Raw genomic sequence first — 21,288 nt, 5'->3', positions numbered from 1 at the left:
AGGAGGCAGTATGAGGCTGGAAGAAAAACAGAGAGAACTAAATAAAGCGGTGGAAGATATTGCCGGCAAAATCATAAAGCAGCTACCAAAGAATCAGGATTTACTTGCGACTTTCGAAAAATGTTTTCAAACTACGGCAAAAACTACGGCCAAATTCTTAGAAAACGGAGAGGTATTCTTAATTACCGGAGACATTCACGCAATGTGGCTTCGGGACTCTTCTGCTCAGGTGATCCACTATCTGCCGTTTTTAAAGAAATACCTCATACTGAAAGAACTGGTCGGAGGGCTCATAAAAAGACAGTTTCGTTATATTCTCATTGACCCCTATGCCAACGCATTTAATGAAGAAGCAAATGGGAACTGCCAGGAGGTGGATATTACCGATACCACTCCCTGGAACTGGGAAAGAAAGTATGAAGTGGATTCCCTCTGTTATCCGATATGGCTGTTGCATGAATACTTTGAGATGACAGGAGATGAAAAGATCTTTTCAGAAGAGGCAAAGCAGGTGCTTTTAAAGATTGTTAACTTATGGAAAAGAGAACAGAATCATGACAGAGATTCGGTTTACCGCTTTGAGCGAAGACACTGTCCTCCTTCCGATACACTGCCGGAAGGAGGGAAAGGAACGCCTGTGGCATATACTGGAATGACCTGGTCGGGCTTTCGCCCCAGTGATGATGCGTGCAGGTATGGCTATTTAATTCCCTCCAATATGTTTGCTTGTGTCGTATTGAAATATGTCGAGGAGTATGCTTTGAACTTCTATCAGGATCGTGCCCTTGCAGAGTCTGCCCAAGGACTTAGAAAGGAAATTGAAGAGGGAATACGTATATACGGGATAGTGAAAGATCCTGAATTTGGTGATATTTATGCATATGAGACAGATGGGTATGGAAACTATAACCTGATGGATGATGCCAATGTTCCAAGTCTTCTTTCCATTCCGTGGCTTAAGTATGACAGTGGTGAAAATAAAATTTATGAGAATACAAGAAGGTTTCTTTTAAGCAGCAGGAATCCGTATTATTTTAAAGGAAAGTATGGGCAGGGGGTGGGAAGTCCTCATACTCCTGACCGCTATATCTGGCACATTGCATTAATTATGGAAGGTCTCACTGAAAAAGATCCCGTAAAAAGAGATGCCCTTCTTTCCTATATTTTAAGTACCCGTGGTGGAACCCAGGTTATGCATGAGAGCTTCTTTTGTGATAATCCCTCTGAATTTACCAGAGACTGGTTTGCCTGGGCAGATTCACTTTTTGCGCTGTTTATTATGAAGAACTTTAGGGTGGAACTATGAAAAACTATACCTTTGACACTACAATAGATATAGAAGTACTCAAAAATTATCTTTCCAGAGCGGCTTCTGCAGCATTCATGATACATACCAAAACCATAAATGATGATCTGAGAGCAATTAAAAATCTGGGAATCAAGTTTCTTGGCAGGGCGTCAGGGATCTGGTACCCGGATCCGGATGATGAAGTTCATTTTAAACAGTCAGAGGAGCTGGCCAGGAAAGTTCATGAGGTTGATCGGGAGATTGTTTTACAGGCCTGCATTTTTGAGGCAGTTTACAGGCCCGTAAACAAGATCGACATTCCGGCCTTTGTATTTGAAGCTTTTGGCATGACACCTGAAAACAGATGCTTCTCTTTTGAACAGATGCGTTTCCCAAATGCTCCGGACGGGTTCTGGTGGGGAGAAGATGGGGCCCTTCCGGATATTACACAGATGGAGACGAGGCTGTGGTTTTATTACCGTGCAGTACGCTACATTGATGCAGGCTATGAAGCGCTTCATTTAGGTCAGATTCATTTATACACAGCAGATGACCATGGAATGGTAAAAATGGGTGAATTGATGGAAAAGATCCGCCTGTACGCCAGGGAAAATGCCAGAAGGCACCTTGTGTTAATGGATGCACACAGCCATGGAATCAGCATAAGAGGAAAATTACTTCTGGATTATCACGCCATGCCCTACACCAGATATCCGGTGACAGACCGGGAGGGGGACAGACTGGTACTTGTGAGGGAAGGGTTTAGTGAAGGCGGATTAAATCCCAATGGATTCCGCTTAAGTTCCATGCCATATCTCATGGAGTATGACAACTGGGGAGGAAAGGTGATAAAAGACTTTTCCGGCGTGACGAAAGAGGAACGGGCATGGAAAGACTGGTGGGGGTATGATCAGATTGGCTGGTTTGCCAACCAGCCATCTGATGCCCAGCGTAAATTTCTGGAATACACAGCTTTGTGGTCTGCCATTCATCACGCTTTTTTTGAAATACCCTTCCGCCGTTCATTAGATACTGCAGCTATTACCATGAAGCGGGAAGATAACGGTCAGATGGATGTTCAGGACTATTACCAGATCAATCACAAAAGTCCTGACTGCCCAATGGGATTTAGTCAGGAGGATACTATAAAAAGAATATGGGAATCAGAGGAAGAATTAAAGGAAATAGCAGCAAATCCGGTAAATGCTGCCGATTACGGGGCGAAGGATGTGTATGATGATTTAACTGGAATGAAACTTCCGGAGAGAGTGGTTGTTTATGGAAGCTTCCAGCCATATGCGGGAGCAGTGAAGAATGATTCCAACAGCGAAGTCACCCGGATGTATTATATCGGAGATAATACCTATGCGCTTAGTGTTGTGATTCCTTTTGCTGGTAAATACGATTATGCAATATCAACTTACGGAACACTGTCCGCTACGTACAGTCATGATACTTATCCAAGAAGCGGCTCATCCAATAAAGATTATTTTACAGTTATAAACGATAATACAGTTGTTTGTTTTATGTTTCATTTTATGGATCATATTGTTACTGTCAAACAATGGAAATCCCCAATGGCAGCCATGAAAAGAGTTACGTAAAAAAGTGGTAAAAATCAGCATAAATCTAGTTTGTAATTAAAAAAGGTAATTGTATAGACCCTGTAAAACAGCAGTGGTTAGTGCAATTACCTTTTTTGTCGGTATATGGGATATTATGGAAAAAGCCCTGCAACCCCAGTAAATAAGCCAAATTAAAATAAAAATTATTCTAAATAAAACTTGCCTTTTTGGAGTAAATGTACTAGAATTAGAGTACAAGTGGTGGAAAGTGGTACGAAGTGGTAGAAAATGGTGGGAAAGTGGTCTGTTTTCCCCATGCCGAAGTACAAGCAGGTGATTAGTATGTTCATGGGCGAATACAATCATACGGTCGATGCGAAGGGACGTCTTATTGTCCCATCAAAATTCAGAGAACAGCTGGGAGAAGAATTCGTCGTGACGAAGGGTTTGGACGGCTGTTTATTTGTGTATGATAATGATGAGTGGAGTGCCCTGGAGGAAAAACTAAAAAGTCTGCCGCTGACGAACACCAATGCCAGAAAGTTTTCCAGATTTTTTCTGGCAGGAGCAAGCTCCTGTGAAGTGGACAAGCAGGGGAGAATTCTGCTTCCGGCAGTTTTAAGAGAACATGCCGGGATTGATAAAGAGGCAGTATTAGTAGGAGTTGGAAGCAGGATTGAAATCTGGAACAGGGATACATGGACAGCAGCCAATACCTATGATGATATGGAAGAAATCGCGGAAGCTATGGAAGGACTAGGTATATGATGTTTGAACACAAATCAGTGCTGCTATATGAAACCATTGACAGCCTGAATATGAAACCAGATGGAATTTATGTGGATGGAACCTTAGGAGGCGGCGGACATGCTTTGGAAGTCTGTACACGCCTGGGGGAGCACGGAAGATTAATCGGGATTGACCAGGACTCGGATGCCATTGCAGCTGCAACACAGCGGCTGAAGGAATTTAAGGATAAGGTAACTATAGTCAGAAGCAATTACGAAAATATACATGGAGTTTTAAAAGAACTGGGAATTGAAAAGGTGGATGGTATTTATCTGGATCTGGGAGTGTCCTCTTATCAGCTGGATGTACCGGAGAGAGGGTTTACCTATCGGGAAGAGGATGCTCCTCTGGATATGAGAATGGATCAGAGAAATCCTCAGACTGCTGCCGATATTGTAAATCAATACAGTGAATTTGATTTATACCGGATTATACGGGATTACGGAGAAGACAAATTTGCAAAGAACATTGCAAAACATATTGTGAAAGCCAGAGAGATCAAGTCCATTGAAACTACGGGAGCGCTTAATGAAATCATTAAAGGAGCGATTCCTGCAAAGATAAGAGCGGTTGGAGGACACCCGTCAAAGCGGACCTACCAGGCCATCAGAATCGAACTGAACCATGAGCTGGATGTATTGAAAAATTCTCTTGATACCATGATTAGTCTGCTAAATCCAGGGGGAAGGCTTTCTGTCATCACATTTCACTCTCTGGAAGACCGTATTGTAAAAACAAGATTCAGAGACAATGAAAATCCCTGTATCTGTCCGCCTGGCTTTCCAGTCTGCGTATGTGGAAGAAAAAGCATGGGGAAGGTTATAACAAGAAAGCCTGTGATACCAACAGAAGAAGAAATATCGGAAAACAAACGCGCAAAGAGTTCCAAACTCCGTGTGTTTGAACGAATTTAAAAGGGAGGAAAAAAAGAGTGGCTGCAAAAAGAACTGTGCATTCCTATGGGAACTCTGCCTATGTGCAGGGGAATACTGTCCGAAAAACCATGCCGGTAAGAAAACCGGTTTCTACACCGGATGAAATTCGCCGTCCCGTGCCTCACCAGGTAAGACGGAATCGTGAGAAAGCATTACAGATGGATCTGCCTTATGTAATAGTGCTGACAATTGCTGCAGTCATTACCCTTTGTTTGTGTGTCAATTACCTGCATTTGCAGTCCTCTATTACGACCAGTATTCATGGAATTGAAACTCGGGAAGCAGAGTTAGAAAAGTTGAAGACAGAAAATAATGCACTGGAAATGAACATTAAAACTTCCGTTGATCTTGATCATGTGTATAAGGTTGCTACTGAGGAACTTGGGATGGTCTATGCGAATAAGGATCAGATCCTTCACTATGATAAAACGGAAAGTGAGTATGTAAGGCAGAATGAGGATATTCCGAAACAATAACAAAAACAGGAACAAAAGAAATAAAGTATTTCCTCGTTATATGCAGGAAAAGCTGGCGATTACGGTTTTGGTAATTACGCTGGCTTTGTTTGCATTGGTCATGGTTCTGTATAACTTAATGACAAAGAAGAAAGAAGATTTCAATCAGATTGTGCTGTCCCAGCAGGAATATGACAGCAGAGTAATTCCTTTTAAAAGGGGAGATGTGCTGGACCGCAACGGTACTTATCTGGCAACCAGTGAAAAGGTGTATAACTTAATTCTTGATCCCAGACAGATTATGAGTGATCCGGATTTATTCCTGGAACCCACCATCAATGCTCTGACCGAATGCTTTGGATACGACCGGACTGAAATTACGAATCTCATTCAGGAAAAAAAGGATAAGCAGTATATCCGCTATGCAAAACAGCTGACCTATGATGACAAAGCTAAATTTGAAAAATATATAAAAGATAAATCAGAAGAGCTGAAAAAAGAAAGAAAATCCATAAAAGGAATCTGGTTTGAAGACGAATACAAGAGAGTATACCCTTACAATTCTCTGGGAAGCAAGATGATCGGATTCGCCAATGGAGACGGTATGGCTGGAACCGGAGGGATTGAACAGTTTTATAACTCAACTCTGATGGGGGTCAATGGCAGAGAATACGGCTACTTAAATGATGATTCCAATTTAGAGCGAGTCATCAAACCTGCTTCCAACGGCAATACCGTTGTTTCCACCATTGATGTAAATATACAGAAAATTGTGGAAAAATACATTGCAGAGTGGGAACAGCAGACAGGAAGCAAGACGGTAGGCGTGGTTGTAATGGATCCCAATAATGGGGAAGTCCTTGCCATGGCTGATGACAAAAACTTTGACTTAAATAATCCCCGTGAGCTGCGTCCCGAATACACGACAGATGTTTTAAGACAGCTGGGCACAAAGGAAGCCATAGATGATTTTAAAAGGAAGAATAAGGGGGCAGAGCCTCTGACTCCGGAGACAGTTTCTGAGCATTATACTGATGACAAAATCATATCCTTTGGCACCCAGGTGGCATGGAATCAGACCTGGCGTAACTTTTGTATCAGCGACGGCTATGAGCCTGGCTCCACAGAAAAGATATTTACAGTCTCTGCAGCTTTGGAAGAAGGGGCCATTACAGGCAAAGAGACGTATGAGTGTAATAAATTCCTGGAAGTAGGCGGATATAAAATCAACTGTGTCAGCAGATACGGTCATGGACTTATTACCGTGGAAGAAGGACTTATGAAGTCCTGTAATGTGGTCATGATGCGGATTGCCCAGCAGATGGGAAAAGAGAAATTCTATAAATACCAGAAGATTTTTGGATTCGGATCCAAGACTGGTATTGATCTGCCGGGAGAAGCAGATAACAAAACACTGGTGTATACTGCTGATAAAGCTGGGCCAACGGATCTGGCAACCAACTCCTTTGGACAGAATTTTAAGTGTACCATGATCCAGATGGCTGCAGCCTACGGCTCCGTTATAAACGGCGGATCCTATTACGAGCCCCATGTAGTGAAGCAGATTCTAAATGAACAGGGTTCTGTTATGAAAAAGGTGGATCCGATTCTGGTGAGAGAAACAGTTTCTGAATCAACCACAAAGTTTATTAATGAAGCGTTGTTTAAGACAGTCAATGCACCAGGAGGAACAGGAGGCGCTGCCAGGATAACCGGATATAAGGTGGCCGGTAAAACTGGAACTGCGGAGAAGATTCCCCGTGATAAAACAAATTATGTAGTATCCTTCTGCGGCTATGCTCCTTCGGATAATCCTCAGGTTCTGGTTTATGTGGTTGTGGATGAACCTCATGTTGAGGACCAGCCTCACAGTACCTACGCCAGCCAGATTTTCCAGAAAATCATGACAGAGATTCTTCCTTATTTAAATGTATTTCCGGATACCGATGAGGCGGGAACACTTTCTTCGGAGGATGCTGCAACACTTCCGCAGCAGGAGGGCATTACCAGTGAAACCCAGGAAACATCTGAGGGTGAAGAACCTGCTAAAGAAACAACAGCGCAAGAGCCTGCTAAAGTGGTTCCTACAATGGAAAATGGAGAACCGGTACCAGAAGAATACTTAAATCCGGATGAAGAATATGTGAACCGTCAGGAGAACGGGGAGGGTAAGGATCTGCCGGATGCGCTTCCAGATAATGGCGGTGAGACTTCCGAAGATACTGAAGGCGCAGAGGAAACACAGACTTCAGAATGAACTTTAACGGAAAGAGACTCATAAAAAAAAGCGGATTTCATATACTGTAACAATGATGACGATGGAGCAGCTTATGAATTCGAATAAAACACATCACAGAGAGAAAATAGCCCTCCTGTTTTTCCTGTTGTTTCTGGCCATGACAGGACTGATGGGACGGCTTATTTTTCTAATGATCTTTCGCTCGGAACACTACAGCGCCATGGCTTCTGATCTTCATGAGCGGGAGAGAACCATAAAAGCTGCAAGAGGAAATATTATCGATGCGAAAGGAACTGTCATTGCAACAAACCGCACTGTATGCACCATATCGGTCATCCACAATCAGGTGAAACAGGCAGATGAAGTGGTTGCGGTTCTTTCAAAGGAATTAGGTCTCAATGAAGAAGATATTCGCAAGAAAGTGGAAAAGTACAGTTCCAGGGAGATTATTAAGACAAATGTAGACAAGGCTTTGGGAGACCAGATCCGCGCTTATCATCTGGCAGGGGTTAAGGTGGATGAAGATTATAAACGGTATTACCCTTACGATACCCTTGCTTCCACAGTGCTTGGATTTACAGGAGGAGATAACCAGGGAATCATCGGCCTGGAGGTAAAGTACGAGCAGTATTTAAAAGGATTGAACGGTAAGATTTTAACCATGTCAGATGCAGCTGGCATTGAGATTCAAAATGCAGCAGAAGACCGGATTGAACCAATTGCAGGCCAGGATTTGTATATCAGTCTGGATGTAAATATTCAGCGTTACTGTGAACAGGCAGCCTATCAGGTAATGGAGAAAAAGGGTGCAAAACGGGTATCAATTATTATCATGAATCCCCAAAATGGGGAAATAATGGCAATGGTCAATGCACCTGAATTTAATTTGAATGATCCGTTTACACTGAATAGTGAAACTGCCATTCCTGCAAATGAAAAAGAGAAACAGGATCTGTTAAATAAGATGTGGAGAAATCCGTGTATCAATGATACGTATGAGCCGGGGTCCACTTTTAAGATTGTAACTGCAGCAGCTGGTCTGGAGGCCGGTGTTGTAAAACTCACCGATCAGTTTTCCTGCCCTGGGTTCCGGGTGGTGGAAGACAGAAAAATCAGATGCCATAAAGTGGGCGGACATGGATCGGAAACATTTTTACAGGGCATGATGAATTCCTGTAATCCTGTTCTCATTGATGTGGGGCAGCGCCTTGGAGTGGATAACTATTACAAATATTTTGTCCAGTTTGGTTTAAAGGGAAAGACAGGAATTGATCTGCCCGGGGAAGCTTCGACAATTATGCATAAGAAAGAGGATATGGGGCTGGTGGAGCTGGCAACCGTATCATTTGGCCAGTCGTTTCAGATTACACCTATGCAGCTGATTACCACGGCTTCTTCTCTTATTAACGGAGGAAACCGCATCACACCACATTTCGGAGTGAAAGCTGTCAGCTCAGACGGAAAAGCAGTACACGACTTTACCTATCCGGTAAAGGAAGGAATTGTATCAAAGGAGACCAGTGAAACCATGCGTTACATTCTGGAACAGGTTGTTTCTGAGGGAAGCGGAAAAAGAGCGAAGATTGAAGGTTACCGGATCGGAGGAAAAACAGCCACCTCTGAGAAGCTGCCAAGAAGTTTGAAAAAGTATATTTCATCTTTTGTGGGATTTGCTCCGGCTGATAATCCGCAGGTAATTGCCCTTATTACCATTGATGAACCGCAGGGTATTTACTATGGCGGAACCATTGCTGCACCTGTAATTGCCGATATATTCAAGAACATTTTTCCTTATCTGGGAATCGAGCCAACAGAGGAAAGTACTGTTTCTGCGTTTCGAATCAGTGGTTGATTATTCAGGCAAAAAGACGTATACTACTAATTGTGTACTTTTGATATACAAATACATAAACGATTGAGGTGTGACATGATTAACGAAACGATTTTGGCAATCATCATAGCTTTCGCCATCAGCGCAATGCTGTGTCCCATAGTAATACCGTTTCTCCACAGATTAAAATTTGGCCAGGAAATCCGCAGGGAAGGACCGGAGAGCCATTTGAAAAAGCAGGGTACCCCCACTATGGGAGGCCTGATTATATTAACCAGTATTATTATTACATCTTTGTTTTACGTAAAGGACTATCCAAAGATTATACCGGTTTTGTTTGTAACGGTGGGATTTGGTATTGTTGGCTTTCTGGATGATTACATTAAAATCGTAATGAAAAGGTCGGAAGGGCTGACTCCTGCACAGAAGATGGCGGGTCAGCTGATCATAACAGGGATTTTTGCATTTTATTTAATTCATTCCAAAGATGTTGGAACCGCAATGCTGGTCCCGTTTACCGGAGGATTTAAAAGCGGTATCTATCTGAATTTTGGTATTTTATTTGTACCGGCAGTATTTTTTATCGTTATTGGAACCGATAATGGGGTGAACTTTACAGATGGTCTTGACGGACTGTGCACCAGCGTAACCATATTGGTAGCCACATTCTTAACGGTAGTTGCCATAGGAGAAAGAACCGGCATCAGCCCTATAACCGGTGCAGTTGTAGGCAGCCTGTTAGGGTTTCTTCTCTTTAATGTTTACCCTGCCCGGGTGTTTATGGGGGATACCGGTTCGCTGGGCCTGGGGGGCTTTGTTGCCTCCAGTGCCTTTATGATGCAGATGCCGATATTCATAGCAATTATTGGATTTATCTATCTGCTTGAGGTGTTATCTGTGATTATCCAAGTAACATACTTTAAACGAACAGGCGGGAAGCGGTTTTTTAAAATGGCTCCCATTCACCACCATTTTGAGCTTTGCGGGTGGTCTGAAACGAGGGTGGTGGCTGTATTTGCAATTGTTACTGCGGTTCTTTGCCTGCTTGCATATCTTGGATTATAGGAGAGAAACCATATGAGTCATAAAATTTTAGTTGCAGGAAGTGGAAAAAGTGGGATCGCCGCCTCCAGGATGATATTAAAAACTGGTGATGAAGCTGTTTTATATGACAGCAATGATGCTTTAAAAGAGGATGAGCTGTTAAGCCAGTTTGAGGAAAAGGATGAAATCTCCGTGATTCTCGGAGAGTTGAAAAAAGAGGACTTAAAGGATATCTCCTTTTGCGTAATCAGCCCAGGCATCGGACTTGATGCACCTTTCGTATCGGTTTTAAAGGAGGAGAATATTCCCATATGGAGTGAAATACAGCTGGCATACCATCATGCGAAAGGAAAGCTTGCTGCCATTACGGGAACTAATGGAAAGACAACCACTACTGCGTTAACCGGCGAGATCTTAAAAGCGTATTACGATCACGTTTACATCGTGGGAAACATCGGAATACCGTATACACAGGAAGCATTGAATATGACAGAGGATTCGGTGACAGTAGCCGAAGTCAGCAGCTTTCAGCTGGAAACCATTACCGACTTCCGGCCTGAAGTCAGTGCGATATTAAATATCACTCCTGATCATTTAAATCGTCATAAAACTATGGAATGCTACATAAAAGTGAAAGAAAGCATCACCGCGAACCAGACGGAACAGGATTGCTGTGTTTTAAACTATGATGATCCGGTGCTTCGCCTGTTCGGGGAATCAGTGAAACCCCGTGCTGTTTATTTCAGCAGCAGAACGCCTTTAAAAGAGGGGTACTGTATAGATGGAGATATGATTATCCGCAATCAGAACGGCATCCGGGAAGAGATTGTTAATATCCATGAATTAAAGCTTCTTGGCCGCCATAACCATGAGAATGTGATGGCTGCAATTGCCATTGCGGCGGAGTTAAAGGTTCCCATGGAAGTGATTAAAAAGGCTGTCTGTGAGTTTCAGGCAGTAGAGCACAGAATTGAGTTTGTTGCTGAAAAAGCAGGAGTAAAGTATTACAATGATTCAAAGGGAACCAATCCGGATGCGGCTATCCAGGCAGTGAAGGCTATGCCGGGGGCCACAATCCTGATTGCAGGAGGATACGATAAAAATTCCGAATACGATGAGTGGATTGAATCCTTTGACGGAAAAGTGAAATACATGGTGCTTCTTGGTCAGACCAGGGAAAAAATAGCGGAATGCGCAGCAAGGCATGGGTTTACCAATGTAATGTATGCGGAAGATATGCAGGAAGCCGTAAGTGTATGTGCCTCCTATGCCAACAGAGGAGATTATGTGCTGCTTTCTCCGGCATGTGCAAGCTGGGGAATGTTCCGGTGCTATGAAGAGCGTGGGGAGATTTTTAAAGAATGTGTCCGCAACCTTTAGTATGATCGGGCATTGTAATTTGAATGGCGAGGAGGAATGGTATGGCAGAAAAAAGGCCAGTAGTGAAAAAAAACAGGCCGCGCCGTTTTTATGACTACAGTCTGCTGTTCACTGTTATATTTCTATCTGTCTTTGGTCTTGTTATGATTTACAGCTCCAGTTCTTACGCTGCCCAGCTGAAGTTCGGCAATGCGTCCTTCTTTATGATAAAGCAGGCTAAGATTGCTCTGGGCGGGTTTGTGGTGATGATTGTGATTTCGAAGATGGATTACCATTGGTATGGGAAATTCGCAGTGTTAGCCTATGTACTATCTTATATTCTGATGATTGCTGTTTCTCTGTTCGGTAAGAAGCTGAATGGAAAACGTAGATGGCTGGGCGTGGGAAGTCTGACGTTTCAGCCCACAGAGTTTGTAAAGATCGCTCTCATAGTTATGCTGGCAATTATGATTGTGCAGATGGGCAGAAATATCAATACAAAAAACGGAGCAGGGCTTATCATTGTCACCACTCTCCCCATTGCCGGGATTGTTGCTGCAAACAATTTAAGTTCTGGTATTATCATTGTTGGAATTGCGTTTGTTATGCTGTTTGTGGCATGTAAAAAGAAATGGCCGTTTTTTGCCTGCGGTTTTGCAGGCGTAGGGCTATTGGCGTTTGCCGGTCCTATCGCCACGGTTCTTGAGAAGCTAAATATTCTTCATGATTACCAGCTGGGAAGGATTCTCGTCTGGCTGGAACCGGAGGCATTCCCTTCTACGGGTGGTTATCAGGTTTTGCAGGGACTGTATGCCATTGGCTCCGGGGGACTGGTAGGAAGAGGTCTGGGTGAGAGCATACAGAAGATGGGGTTTGTGCCGGAGGCACAGAATGATATGATTTTTTCCATTATCTGTGAAGAACTGGGACTTTTTGGTGCGGTATCCGTAATTCTTATATTCCTCTTCATGATATATCGTTTTATGCTGATCGCAGATAATGCACCGGATCTGTTCGGCGCACTTTTGGTGGTAGGGGTTATGGGACATATTGCCATTCAGGTAATTTTAAACATTGCCGTAGTTACCAATACCATACCGAATACAGGAATTACCCTGCCCTTTATCAGTTACGGGGGGACCTCCGTTTTGTTTCTCATGGTTGAGATGGGCATGGTTTTAAGTGTTTCCAACCAGATTAAACTGGAAAAATAGCTGGATATGAAACCATTCTCTCACTTATAACATAGGATAGTATATAAGAAACCATGGGAGGTACCGGTTTGTCAGTCATACAGGTCCAGGGGTTACGATCCTTAAGAGGTGAGATAAAAATTCAGGGTTCCAAAAATGCTGTTCTGCCAATTATGGCAGCGGCGGTTCTCCATAAAGGTACTACAGTGATTCACAATGTCCCCAGGATACAGGATGTGTTCTGTATGCTGGGGATACTTGAGCGTATCGGGTGCAACTACATTCTTGACGGACATACGCTGACCATTGATGCTTCTGATATCAACTGCGCAGAGATTCCGGAAGAGTATATAAAAAGCATGCGTTCCTCCATTATCCTGTCAGGTCCCCTTCTGGGAAGGCTGGGTTATGCTGTTACCAGTTTTCCGGGAGGCTGTTCCATCGGACTAAGACCCATCGATATTCATCTGGCAGCATTCCGTACGCTTGGTGCCGTAATCGAGGAGAAAGAGGAGAAGCTGTGTGCCTCTGCCAAAACCCTTGTGGGCGCGGATATTTATTTCCCGTTTCCCAGTGTGGGAGCTACGGAAAACGCCCTGATGGCGGCTGTTTACGCAAAAGGAATTACTGTGATACATGGAGCGGCGAAAGAACCGGAGATCATTTCACTCTGTGAATTCTTAAACAACATGGGCGCGAGAATTCAGGGTACCGGAACTTCCAGACTTGCCGTGACAGGAGTTAAAGATTTACATGATTCTGAATTTATTGTGTCAGGAGACCGGATTGTAGCAGGTACTTATTTAACAGCAGTTATGGCAGCCGAAGGGGATGTGCTCTTAAAAGGAATCCAGCCGGATCATCTTACTTCTGCTCTTTTATTGGCAGAAAAAATGGGAGCAGAGTTAAAACGGTATACAGACCATCTGGAGGTTTCCATGAAAGGACGCCCTGACTGTGTCAATGTTACAACCGAACCCTATCCGGGATTTCCAACAGATCTTCAGTCCCAGGTGATGGCAGTGATGGCATCAGGAACGGGCTGGGGAAGAGTGGAGGAGACAATCTTTGAAGGCAGGTTCGGTGCAGCCAATGAACTTAAGAAGCTGGGAGCAGATATCGTCATAGAAGGAAAAAGGGCGATTGTACACGGGCTGTATCCGCTAAAAGGAAATTACGTAACTGCACCTGATTTAAGAGGCGGAGCTGCACTTGTTGTAGCAGGGCTTGCAGGAGAAGGTGTTACGGAGATTTTGGATTGCCACCACATTGAGCGGGGGTATGAAGATGTCTGCCGCGATTTAAGCAGTGTTGGAGCTGTAATCAGAGGTAAGGAATGAAAAAATTCAAAAAGAGCAGAAGAAAGTTGACAGTTGCAATCATAGCAGTATTCCTTCTGGCTGGGGCGGCGGTTTTCCTGTCGCTTCAGATCAGAAATATTACTGTAACCGGCAACAAAAAATATACATCCGATCAGATCGTAGACTTATTATTTAAGGAGGGCTGGGATCGGAATGCGATTTTTTGTATTTATAAGGACCACTTTCAGAAACACGAACAGATTCCTTTCGTGGAAGATTACAAAATTGTATTCCAGAACCCTGTGAGCGTTGAAGTGATCGTTTATGAAAAATCCGTGGTCGGTTATGTTTCCTATATGGGCAGCTATATGTATTTTGATAAAGACGGAATTATTGTGGAGAGTTCCAGCGGAAAACTGACAGGAATTCCATGGATTACGGGGCTTTCGTATGGGCATATTGCTCTGCACCAGCCCCTCCCCGTGGAGGATGCCAAAGTCTTTGACCGGATATTAACCCTTACCCAGCTTCTTTCTACTCATCAGATTCCGGTTGATGAGATCAAATACGATTCCCAGGGGAATGCTACACTGGTCATGGGAACCATCCGGGTGTATCTTGGAAGCAATGACCAGATGAGCGGAAAGATCTCAGAACTGAGTGATCAGCTGCCTGTTCTGGGCGGCTTATCCGGCACTCTTTATCTGGATACATATGACGAAGCGGAAACTGTCACATCTTACCGTTTTATGAAAGATAAGTGAATTTACATATTTTGCATGGAATTTTGTTAAAAAAATGGTTGATATTTTTTACAAAATAAAATATTATAATAAATAGGTTTATACAGTAAGCTGTATATGGTTAAAGGAGGATATAATCTTGTTAGAGATTAAGATAAATGAGGCGGATAATGCTGCAAGAATTCTGGTAATCGGTGTAGGCGGTGCCGGAAACAATGCGGTTAACCGCATGATTGATGAGAATATAGCTGGTGTGGAATTTCTTGGAATTAATACGGACAAGCAGGCATTGCAGTTTTGCAAGGCTCCTACTGCCATGCAGATCGGTGAAAAACTGACTAAGGGTCTTGGTGCAGGTGCTAAACCTGAGATTGGCGAAAAGGCAGCGGAAGAGAATGCGGACGAGCTGGCTCAGGTCATGAAGGGTGCAGATATGGTATTTGTTACATGTGGTATGGGAGGCGGAACCGGAACCGGAGCAGCTCCTGTAGTAGCTAAGATTGCAAAGGATATGGGAATCTTAACAGTGGGTGTTGTAACAAAACCGTTCCGTTTTGAAGCTAAGACACGTATGAGCAATGCAACATCCGGTATTGAGCGTTTAAAGGAAAGTGTGGACACTCTGATTGTTATCCCCAATGACCGTCTTCTTGAAATTGTGGACAGACGCACTACGATGCCGGATGCTCTGAAAAAAGCGGACGAAGTGCTTCAGCAGGCAGTTCAGGGAATTACAGACCTGATTAATGTACCAGGGTTAATCAATCTGGATTTTGCAGATGTTCAGACTGTTATGACAGATAAAGGCATTGCACACATTGGTATTGGCCGTGCAAAAGGTGATGAAAAGGCAATAGAGGCAGTAAAACAGGCTGTATCCAGTCCGCTTCTTGAGACTACCATCGAGGGTGCAACTCATGTAATTATTAATATCTCCGGCGACATCAGCCTGATTGAGGCCAATGAAGCAGCCAGCTATGTTCAGGAGATGGCAGGAGATGATGCGAATATTATATTCGGTGCCATGTATGATGAGAATGCTCAGGATGAAGCAAGCATTACGGTCATTGCAACTGGACTTGATATGCAGCATGAAACACCTGTTTCCAAGGTTATGAATAATTTCTCAAATCCAAACTATAAGCAGCCGAAGGCAGCACCTCAGCCTGGTAACCAGGAAGCAGCGGCAACCGCACCAAATCCTGGTTACAATCAAAACTTTAACCAGAACTACAGCAATGCCAATAATTATTCCGGACAGCCTTACCCAAACAATCAGAATGGCGGAAATTACAACGGGCAGAACTACAGCAATCCTAATTACAATAAACAGCCAAACTACGGACAAGGTACTCCCCAGAACCAGAACGCACCTCAGGGAAACGGGCAGCCTTACCGTCCTACTGTGAATAAGGAAGTACAGATTAATATTCCTGACTTTTTAAGAAATAAAAGATAATAGATACATAGCAGGCAGGTTCCCGTGAACCTGCCTGTTTTTGAAAGGAGCGCTACGATGATAAAGGATGAAAAGGACTGGGAGCTTTCAGAGGATTATTATTCAGAGCAGGGAGAGGAAAAGAAACTTTCTCTGGAAGATTTTATAACGGATCAGGATTTAGTTGAGAATTCACTTAATTATTCCACGGAGTCTGACGAACTTCTAAATAAGACCATAGAAGATGTTCATAAGGTACTGGCACTTGCTAAAGAAGGGAAGAGCATTGAAGCAATTGCCGGTTTAACTGGTCTGAACGAAAAATATGTATATGATATCCAGGTATGTGCACAGGGCTTCAGGGAGGATGACGAGATTGCAGTAGCTCATTTGGTCCTGGGTTAAAAGAGGGGGAACAAAAGATGATGAAAAAGATTTGTCCGGTCTGCGATCTTCCGGTGAATGAGGTGAATTATTGCCCCAGGTGCAGACGTGTGATCAGAAAGCCTGTTAACTGGGAAGTGAATTATTTATTAAATGAAAAAAGAATCGAGATAAATCCGGTTATGGGACAGCCCGGAAATCAACCGGTGGCAATGAGACCTGTTATGAATCAGTCAGATGGTGATAAGAAAAAGTCTTATATTTTACCGGTTGTACTGGCTGTATTTTTTATTGCTATCTCAATGACAGGTGCTCTTATCAGTTATACTGTGACAGCTGTAACCTTAGATAATTCCTATGAAACGGCAGTTGGAGATGATGACTCCGGATATCGGGATTTAGAGGAAGCAGATGTAATTGCTGCAGGTGAACCATGCAGCGGTTATAATCATTTTGATGCAGACGGAAGAGCCATTGCAGATTCTATGAGCGGGTTTATGAAAGAAGGAGACTATGGCAGTAAGATCAGTTCCGAAGAGACTAACTCATACAATTACGAGATCGAACAGGACAATGGCCCTGTTACTTATTATGAGACAGTGAAAAGTGTTTATTTCATACCGGATGCAACCGATGATGAAGAACCGTATGAAGCGTCGTATGAGTATGTTGATATCAATTACGATACGGCGACAGGCGGGCTGCATCAGTATGTGTCTTACTTAAAGGACACAGAAGTCTCGATGGCTTACTTAGAGCAGTTTTTAAGGCTGACTGAGGAGTCTTGCGGAATCAAGGCGGAACAAAGCAGCATCCCTTCCATTATGGAACAGGTAAAGTCAAGACTCAGCCATGAGGATGGAGCTTATATACTGGAGGGAATTTTTGATATTAATTTATATTTTGATGAGGACTGGGTGCAGATTTATGTGACATTTAACAATCCTGAAACTGTTAAAAATCAGGAAACTTAGCGGGCTCCCTGCTATTGACAGATATTAATAGATCTGGTATAATTATAACAATCGCAAAAGGGAGTAGCTTCCACCGCAAGGATGGATAAGCGTGCGTCAGTACGATAAAGAGATTTATCCGCATTCTTATGAAATGTCAAGACTTTTACTGGTACCGTCAGGTATTGGCAAAGGTCTTTTTTTATACTTCTTTTGTGATAAGAAAAGAAAGAGAGGATTTGAATTATGGAAACAGTTAACCCAAAAAGAACGGAACAGCTTAAAAATTTCCAGAAGCTGTTTAAAAAGTCCGGAATGGGGCTTCTAATCGCTGTAGCGGTTCTGGTGATAGCATTAGGATCCGTTTACAATGTACAGGAGCAGGAACAGGCAGTAGTGACAACCCTTGGTATTCCCAGAACGGTTGCAGAGCCGGGCCTTCATTTTAAAATCCCTTTTGTACAGAATGTGCAAAAAGTGAATACAACAATCCAGGGATTTGCCATAGGCTATGATCCAAGTGACAATGAAAGCAAGGAAGAAGACTCCCTTATGATAACCAGGGATTATAATTTTGTGAACGTGGATTTCTTTGTGGAATACAAAGTCTCTGATCCGGTAAAAGCAATCTACGCTTCTGTGGATCCGCTGACCATTCTTAAGAATGTAACGAGAAGCAGCATACGGACCGTCATTGGCAGCTATGACGTAGATTCCGTTCTCACCAATGGAAAAAATGAGATTCAGTCCAAGGTAAAGGAAATGATTACCACAAAGCTGACGGAGCATACCGTGGGGCTTACCGTGGTTAATGTTACCATACAGGATTCCGAGCCGCCGACAAAGGAAGTAATGGAAGCGTTTAAGGCTGTTGAGACAGCCAAACAGGGGAAAGAAACGGCCATCAACAATGCAAACAAATACCGTAATGAAAAACTTCCGGAGGCAACGGCCAAGACGGATCAGATCCTTCAGGAAGCAGAATCTACCAAAGCAAAACGGATCAATGAGGCAAATGCAGAGGTTTCGAAATTTAATGCCATGTATCAGGAATATATAAAAAATCCGGAAGTGACAAAAAAACGAATGTTCTATGAAACAATGGAAGATGTTCTTCCCAACATGAAGGTGATTATTGACGGTACGGACCAGACCAGTACCATCCTGCCTCTTGACAGCTTTACAGGAGGAGAAACCAGTGAGAAGAAGGAGAATAAGGAATGAAAAAGATAAAAACAGCCATAGGAATATTGATTACAGCAGCAGTCCTTATTGTATTGACAGGGTCGGTTGTGGTTACCAATGAAAATGAATATAAGCTGATCCGCCAGTTTGGAAGAGTGGAACGTGTTATCAGCACACCGGGAATTTCTTTTAAAATTCCACTGGTCCAGACTGCCTATACTCTGCCAAAGCAGATTCTGCTATATGATCTGGCTGCGTCGGATGTGATTACAATGGATAAAAAGACAATGCTCAGCGATAGTTATGTCCTCTGGCGGATAGAAGACCCACTGAAATTTGCCCAGTCATTAAATTCATCAGTTATAAGCGCTGAGAGCAGAATTGATACGGTGGTTTATAACTCTGTAAAGAATGTGATCAGCAGTATGGCGCAAAATGAAGTCATCAGCGGCCGGGACGGCGAACTGTCACAGGCAATTATGGAGAATGCGGGGGACAATATGGTGCAGTACGGCATCCGCCTTCTGTCAGTGGAAACAAAACGGCTGGATCTTCCCGCAGATAATAAGACAGCTGTCTATGAACGAATGATTTCGGAACGTGCTAAGATTGCAGCTACATTTACGGCAGAAGGCCAGGCGGAGGCAAAAAAGATACAAAATACAACTGACCGTGAAATCGCTATCAGCATATCCGATGCCCAGGCAAAGGCTGCATCAATCACAGCAGAAGGAGAAGGGGAATATATGAGAATTCTGGCGGAAGCTTATCATGATCCTCAAAGAACAGATTTTTATTCCTTTGTGCGGTCTTTGGAAGCTGCAAGGACTTCTCTTTCCGGAAATGGAAATACGTTGATTCTTCCAGAGAGCTCTCCGCTTGCCAGGATTTTTACAGGACAGTAAAATTAGGTATACTGCCTGTTGCGGGAAAAAGTTTTTTATGGTAAAGTGTTAAAATAAAAGAAGCAGAGGATAGGAGATTGACAGAATGAAGATTACCGATATATTGAGCCAGGGAAAGCCCACCTTATCTTTTGAAGTGTTTCCGCCTAAAACAGAGGATAAGTATGATTCTGTTGAGAAAGCTGCTGCTGAGATAGCAAAACTGAAACCTGCTTTTATGAGCGTTACCTACGGCGCAGGCGGAGGAACCAGTAAGTATACCGTAGATATCGCTTCTGCGCTCCATCATGATTACCATGTTACGGCTCTGGCACATTTAACCTGTGTATCTTCTACCAAAGAAAAGGTACGCCAGGTTCTGGGAGAGTTAAGGGAAGCAGGGATTGAGAATGTGCTGGCATTAAGGGGAGATATGCCTGCCGATGCACCGGTGAATCGGGAATACAGCTATGCATCAGAGCTGATCAGGGAGATAAAGGAGACTGGTGATTTCTGCATCGGTGCCGCCTGTTATCCGGAGGGCCATGTGGAATCGGCAAATAAGACCATTGATATGGATTATTTAAAGCAGAAGGTGGAAGCAGGCTGTGATTTCGTAACCACCCAGATGTTTTTCGATAATAATATTTTATATAACTACTTATACCGGATTCGGGAAAAGGGAATTACGGTGCCAGTCGTTGCAGGTATTATGCCTGTAACCAATGTGAAGCAGATCATACGAAGCTGCCAGCTTTCCGGAACCTATCTGCCCTCCCGCTTTAAAGCTATTGTTGACCGGTTCGGGGAGAATCCCGCAGCTATGAAGCAGGCAGGGATCGCGTATGCAACGGAGCAGATCATTGATTTAATTGCAAATGGTGTCAATGCCATCCATGTTTATTCCATGAATAAGCCGGATGTGGCATTAAAGATCAAGGAAAATCTTTCGGAGATACTGTAATACGTCAGGCAGCAGGTCCGTTTCTGTTAAAGATTCGGGCCTGTTTTATCAGGAATGATGGGAGGGATATGGATGGAGATCAGCCGGAAAGAGATTCTCAGATATTTAGGTTATGGGAACACGGAAGGCGATGAACAGGTAAATGCTTTAATTGAAGACGTTTTAAAAGAACTTCTGGCTGCTGCGTCACCGAAGAGCATTTACCGATCATATCCTTTAAGACTGCTTCCTGATTATGAAATTGATTTCACAGTTTTCCGTACAAAGAGCCGGAATCTAAGCAAGAATCTGGCGGATTGTGAAGAAGTCCTGTTATTTGCAGCAACACTGGGTACCGGTGTGGATGTACTGCTTCACAAATATACCAGACTTCAGATGAGCAGAGCAGTTATCATGCAGGCAGCTGCCGCTGCAGTGATTGAAGAATACTGTGATGAAGAAAACCGCAGGCTTAAAGAGGAATATGAGGCGAAAGGCTTTTACTTAAGACCCAGATTCAGTCCGGGGTATGGTGATTTTTCACTGGAATGCCAACGAGAGATTACAACCGTATTGGAAACGCCGAAACGGATTGGCATTATGCTTACGGAAAGCCTGCTCATGACGCCCTCAAAATCCGTAACTGCGGTGATGGGAGTCAGCAAAAAGCCTTACCGGTGCGAGATAAAAGGGTGTGAATCCTGCGGAAAAAAGGACTGTGCATACCGGAGACAGGGATAGAATTTGAATGCAGATGGA

General features: G+C 43.4%; 19 protein-coding genes. All 19 read left to right on the top strand.

Annotation, left to right across the window (positions count from 1 at the left end; genetic code table 11):
* Nucleotides 1–16: 16 nt before the first annotated feature.
* The 19 genes from RZO55_RS16310 to RZO55_RS16220 all read left to right on the top strand — a co-directional run bounded on the left by RZO55_RS16310 (nucleotide 17) and on the right by RZO55_RS16220 (nucleotide 21,270).
* On the top strand, nucleotides 17–1,306 hold the full coding sequence (locus tag RZO55_RS16310) for a glycoside hydrolase family 125 protein (protein WP_439100059.1): 1,290 nt from the start codon (nucleotides 17–19) through the stop codon (nucleotides 1,304–1,306).
* Complete coding sequence (locus RZO55_RS16305; protein ID WP_318065304.1) at nucleotides 1,303–2,892, top strand: hypothetical protein; 1,590 nt, start codon at nucleotides 1,303–1,305, stop codon at nucleotides 2,890–2,892. Before RZO55_RS16310 ends, RZO55_RS16305 begins: the two co-directional genes overlap by 4 nt.
* Nucleotides 2,893–3,195: 303 nt before the next feature.
* On the top strand, nucleotides 3,196–3,621 hold the full coding sequence (mraZ, locus tag RZO55_RS16300; protein WP_318065384.1) for a division/cell wall cluster transcriptional repressor MraZ: 426 nt from the start codon (nucleotides 3,196–3,198) through the stop codon (nucleotides 3,619–3,621).
* A complete protein-coding gene (gene rsmH / locus RZO55_RS16295) occupies nucleotides 3,618–4,556 on the top strand; it encodes a 16S rRNA (cytosine(1402)-N(4))-methyltransferase RsmH (RefSeq protein WP_318065303.1) in 939 nt (312 codons plus the stop codon). Before mraZ ends, rsmH begins: the two co-directional genes overlap by 4 nt.
* Before the next feature lie 17 nt (nucleotides 4,557–4,573).
* Entirely contained in the window at nucleotides 4,574–5,053 is a 480-nt protein-coding gene (locus tag RZO55_RS16290; protein WP_318065302.1) for a cell division protein FtsL, read from the top strand.
* Nucleotides 5,031–7,289 (top strand): peptidoglycan D,D-transpeptidase FtsI family protein, encoded by a 2,259-nt coding sequence (locus tag RZO55_RS16285; protein WP_318065301.1) that lies wholly within the window; start codon nucleotides 5,031–5,033, stop codon nucleotides 7,287–7,289. Before RZO55_RS16290 ends, RZO55_RS16285 begins: the two co-directional genes overlap by 23 nt.
* A 73-nt stretch (nucleotides 7,290–7,362) precedes the next feature.
* Nucleotides 7,363–9,123 (top strand): peptidoglycan D,D-transpeptidase FtsI family protein, encoded by a 1,761-nt coding sequence (locus RZO55_RS16280; protein WP_318065300.1) that lies wholly within the window; start codon nucleotides 7,363–7,365, stop codon nucleotides 9,121–9,123.
* 75 nt (nucleotides 9,124–9,198) lie between these two features.
* Nucleotides 9,199–10,167 carry a phospho-N-acetylmuramoyl-pentapeptide-transferase gene (gene mraY, locus RZO55_RS16275; RefSeq protein ID WP_318065299.1) on the top strand — a complete coding sequence of 323 codons (969 nt, stop codon included), beginning with the start codon at nucleotides 9,199–9,201 and terminating at the stop codon, nucleotides 10,165–10,167.
* A 12-nt stretch (nucleotides 10,168–10,179) separates the two neighbouring features.
* Nucleotides 10,180–11,526 (top strand): UDP-N-acetylmuramoyl-L-alanine--D-glutamate ligase, encoded by a 1,347-nt coding sequence (gene murD / locus RZO55_RS16270; RefSeq protein WP_318065298.1) that lies wholly within the window; start codon nucleotides 10,180–10,182, stop codon nucleotides 11,524–11,526.
* A gap of 41 nt (nucleotides 11,527–11,567) precedes the next feature.
* Entirely contained in the window at nucleotides 11,568–12,719 is a 1,152-nt protein-coding gene (locus RZO55_RS16265; protein ID WP_318065297.1) for an FtsW/RodA/SpoVE family cell cycle protein, read from the top strand.
* A gap of 68 nt (nucleotides 12,720–12,787) precedes the next feature.
* Nucleotides 12,788–14,038 carry a UDP-N-acetylglucosamine 1-carboxyvinyltransferase gene (gene murA, locus RZO55_RS16260; RefSeq protein ID WP_318065296.1) on the top strand — a complete coding sequence of 417 codons (1,251 nt, stop codon included), beginning with the start codon at nucleotides 12,788–12,790 and terminating at the stop codon, nucleotides 14,036–14,038.
* Nucleotides 14,035–14,763 carry a cell division protein FtsQ/DivIB gene (locus RZO55_RS16255; protein WP_318065295.1) on the top strand — a complete coding sequence of 243 codons (729 nt, stop codon included), beginning with the start codon at nucleotides 14,035–14,037 and terminating at the stop codon, nucleotides 14,761–14,763. The genes murA and RZO55_RS16255 overlap by 4 nt, the downstream gene beginning before the upstream one ends.
* Nucleotides 14,764–14,881: 118 nt before the next feature.
* Complete coding sequence (gene ftsZ / locus RZO55_RS16250; protein ID WP_318065293.1) at nucleotides 14,882–16,201, top strand: cell division protein FtsZ; 1,320 nt, start codon at nucleotides 14,882–14,884, stop codon at nucleotides 16,199–16,201.
* Nucleotides 16,202–16,258: 57 nt separating this feature from the next.
* Nucleotides 16,259–16,585 (top strand): hypothetical protein, encoded by a 327-nt coding sequence (locus tag RZO55_RS16245; protein WP_318065292.1) that lies wholly within the window; start codon nucleotides 16,259–16,261, stop codon nucleotides 16,583–16,585.
* Nucleotides 16,586–16,602: 17 nt separating this feature from the next.
* Nucleotides 16,603–17,538 carry a hypothetical protein gene (locus RZO55_RS16240; protein ID WP_318065291.1) on the top strand — a complete coding sequence of 312 codons (936 nt, stop codon included), beginning with the start codon at nucleotides 16,603–16,605 and terminating at the stop codon, nucleotides 17,536–17,538.
* A gap of 225 nt (nucleotides 17,539–17,763) precedes the next feature.
* Nucleotides 17,764–18,741: an FtsH protease activity modulator HflK gene (gene hflK, locus RZO55_RS16235; RefSeq protein WP_318065290.1), complete on the top strand. Its 978-nt coding sequence runs from the start codon at nucleotides 17,764–17,766 to the stop codon at nucleotides 18,739–18,741.
* Nucleotides 18,738–19,607 carry a protease modulator HflC gene (gene hflC, locus RZO55_RS16230; RefSeq protein WP_318065289.1) on the top strand — a complete coding sequence of 290 codons (870 nt, stop codon included), beginning with the start codon at nucleotides 18,738–18,740 and terminating at the stop codon, nucleotides 19,605–19,607. The genes hflK and hflC overlap by 4 nt, the downstream gene beginning before the upstream one ends.
* An 85-nt stretch (nucleotides 19,608–19,692) precedes the next feature.
* Nucleotides 19,693–20,550 (top strand): methylenetetrahydrofolate reductase [NAD(P)H], encoded by an 858-nt coding sequence (gene metF, locus RZO55_RS16225; protein WP_318065288.1) that lies wholly within the window; start codon nucleotides 19,693–19,695, stop codon nucleotides 20,548–20,550.
* A gap of 72 nt (nucleotides 20,551–20,622) precedes the next feature.
* A complete protein-coding gene (locus RZO55_RS16220) occupies nucleotides 20,623–21,270 on the top strand; it encodes a vitamin B12 dependent-methionine synthase activation domain-containing protein (RefSeq protein ID WP_318065287.1) in 648 nt (215 codons plus the stop codon).
* Nucleotides 21,271–21,288: the final 18 nt, after the last annotated feature.

The organism is Clostridium boliviensis, assembly GCF_033342255.1.
Lineage (GTDB): Bacteria > Bacillota > Clostridia > Lachnospirales > Lachnospiraceae > Lacrimispora > Lacrimispora boliviensis.
Note: the sequence above shows the minus strand (reverse complement) of the source record. Positions and strands in the feature narration are given on the sequence as shown.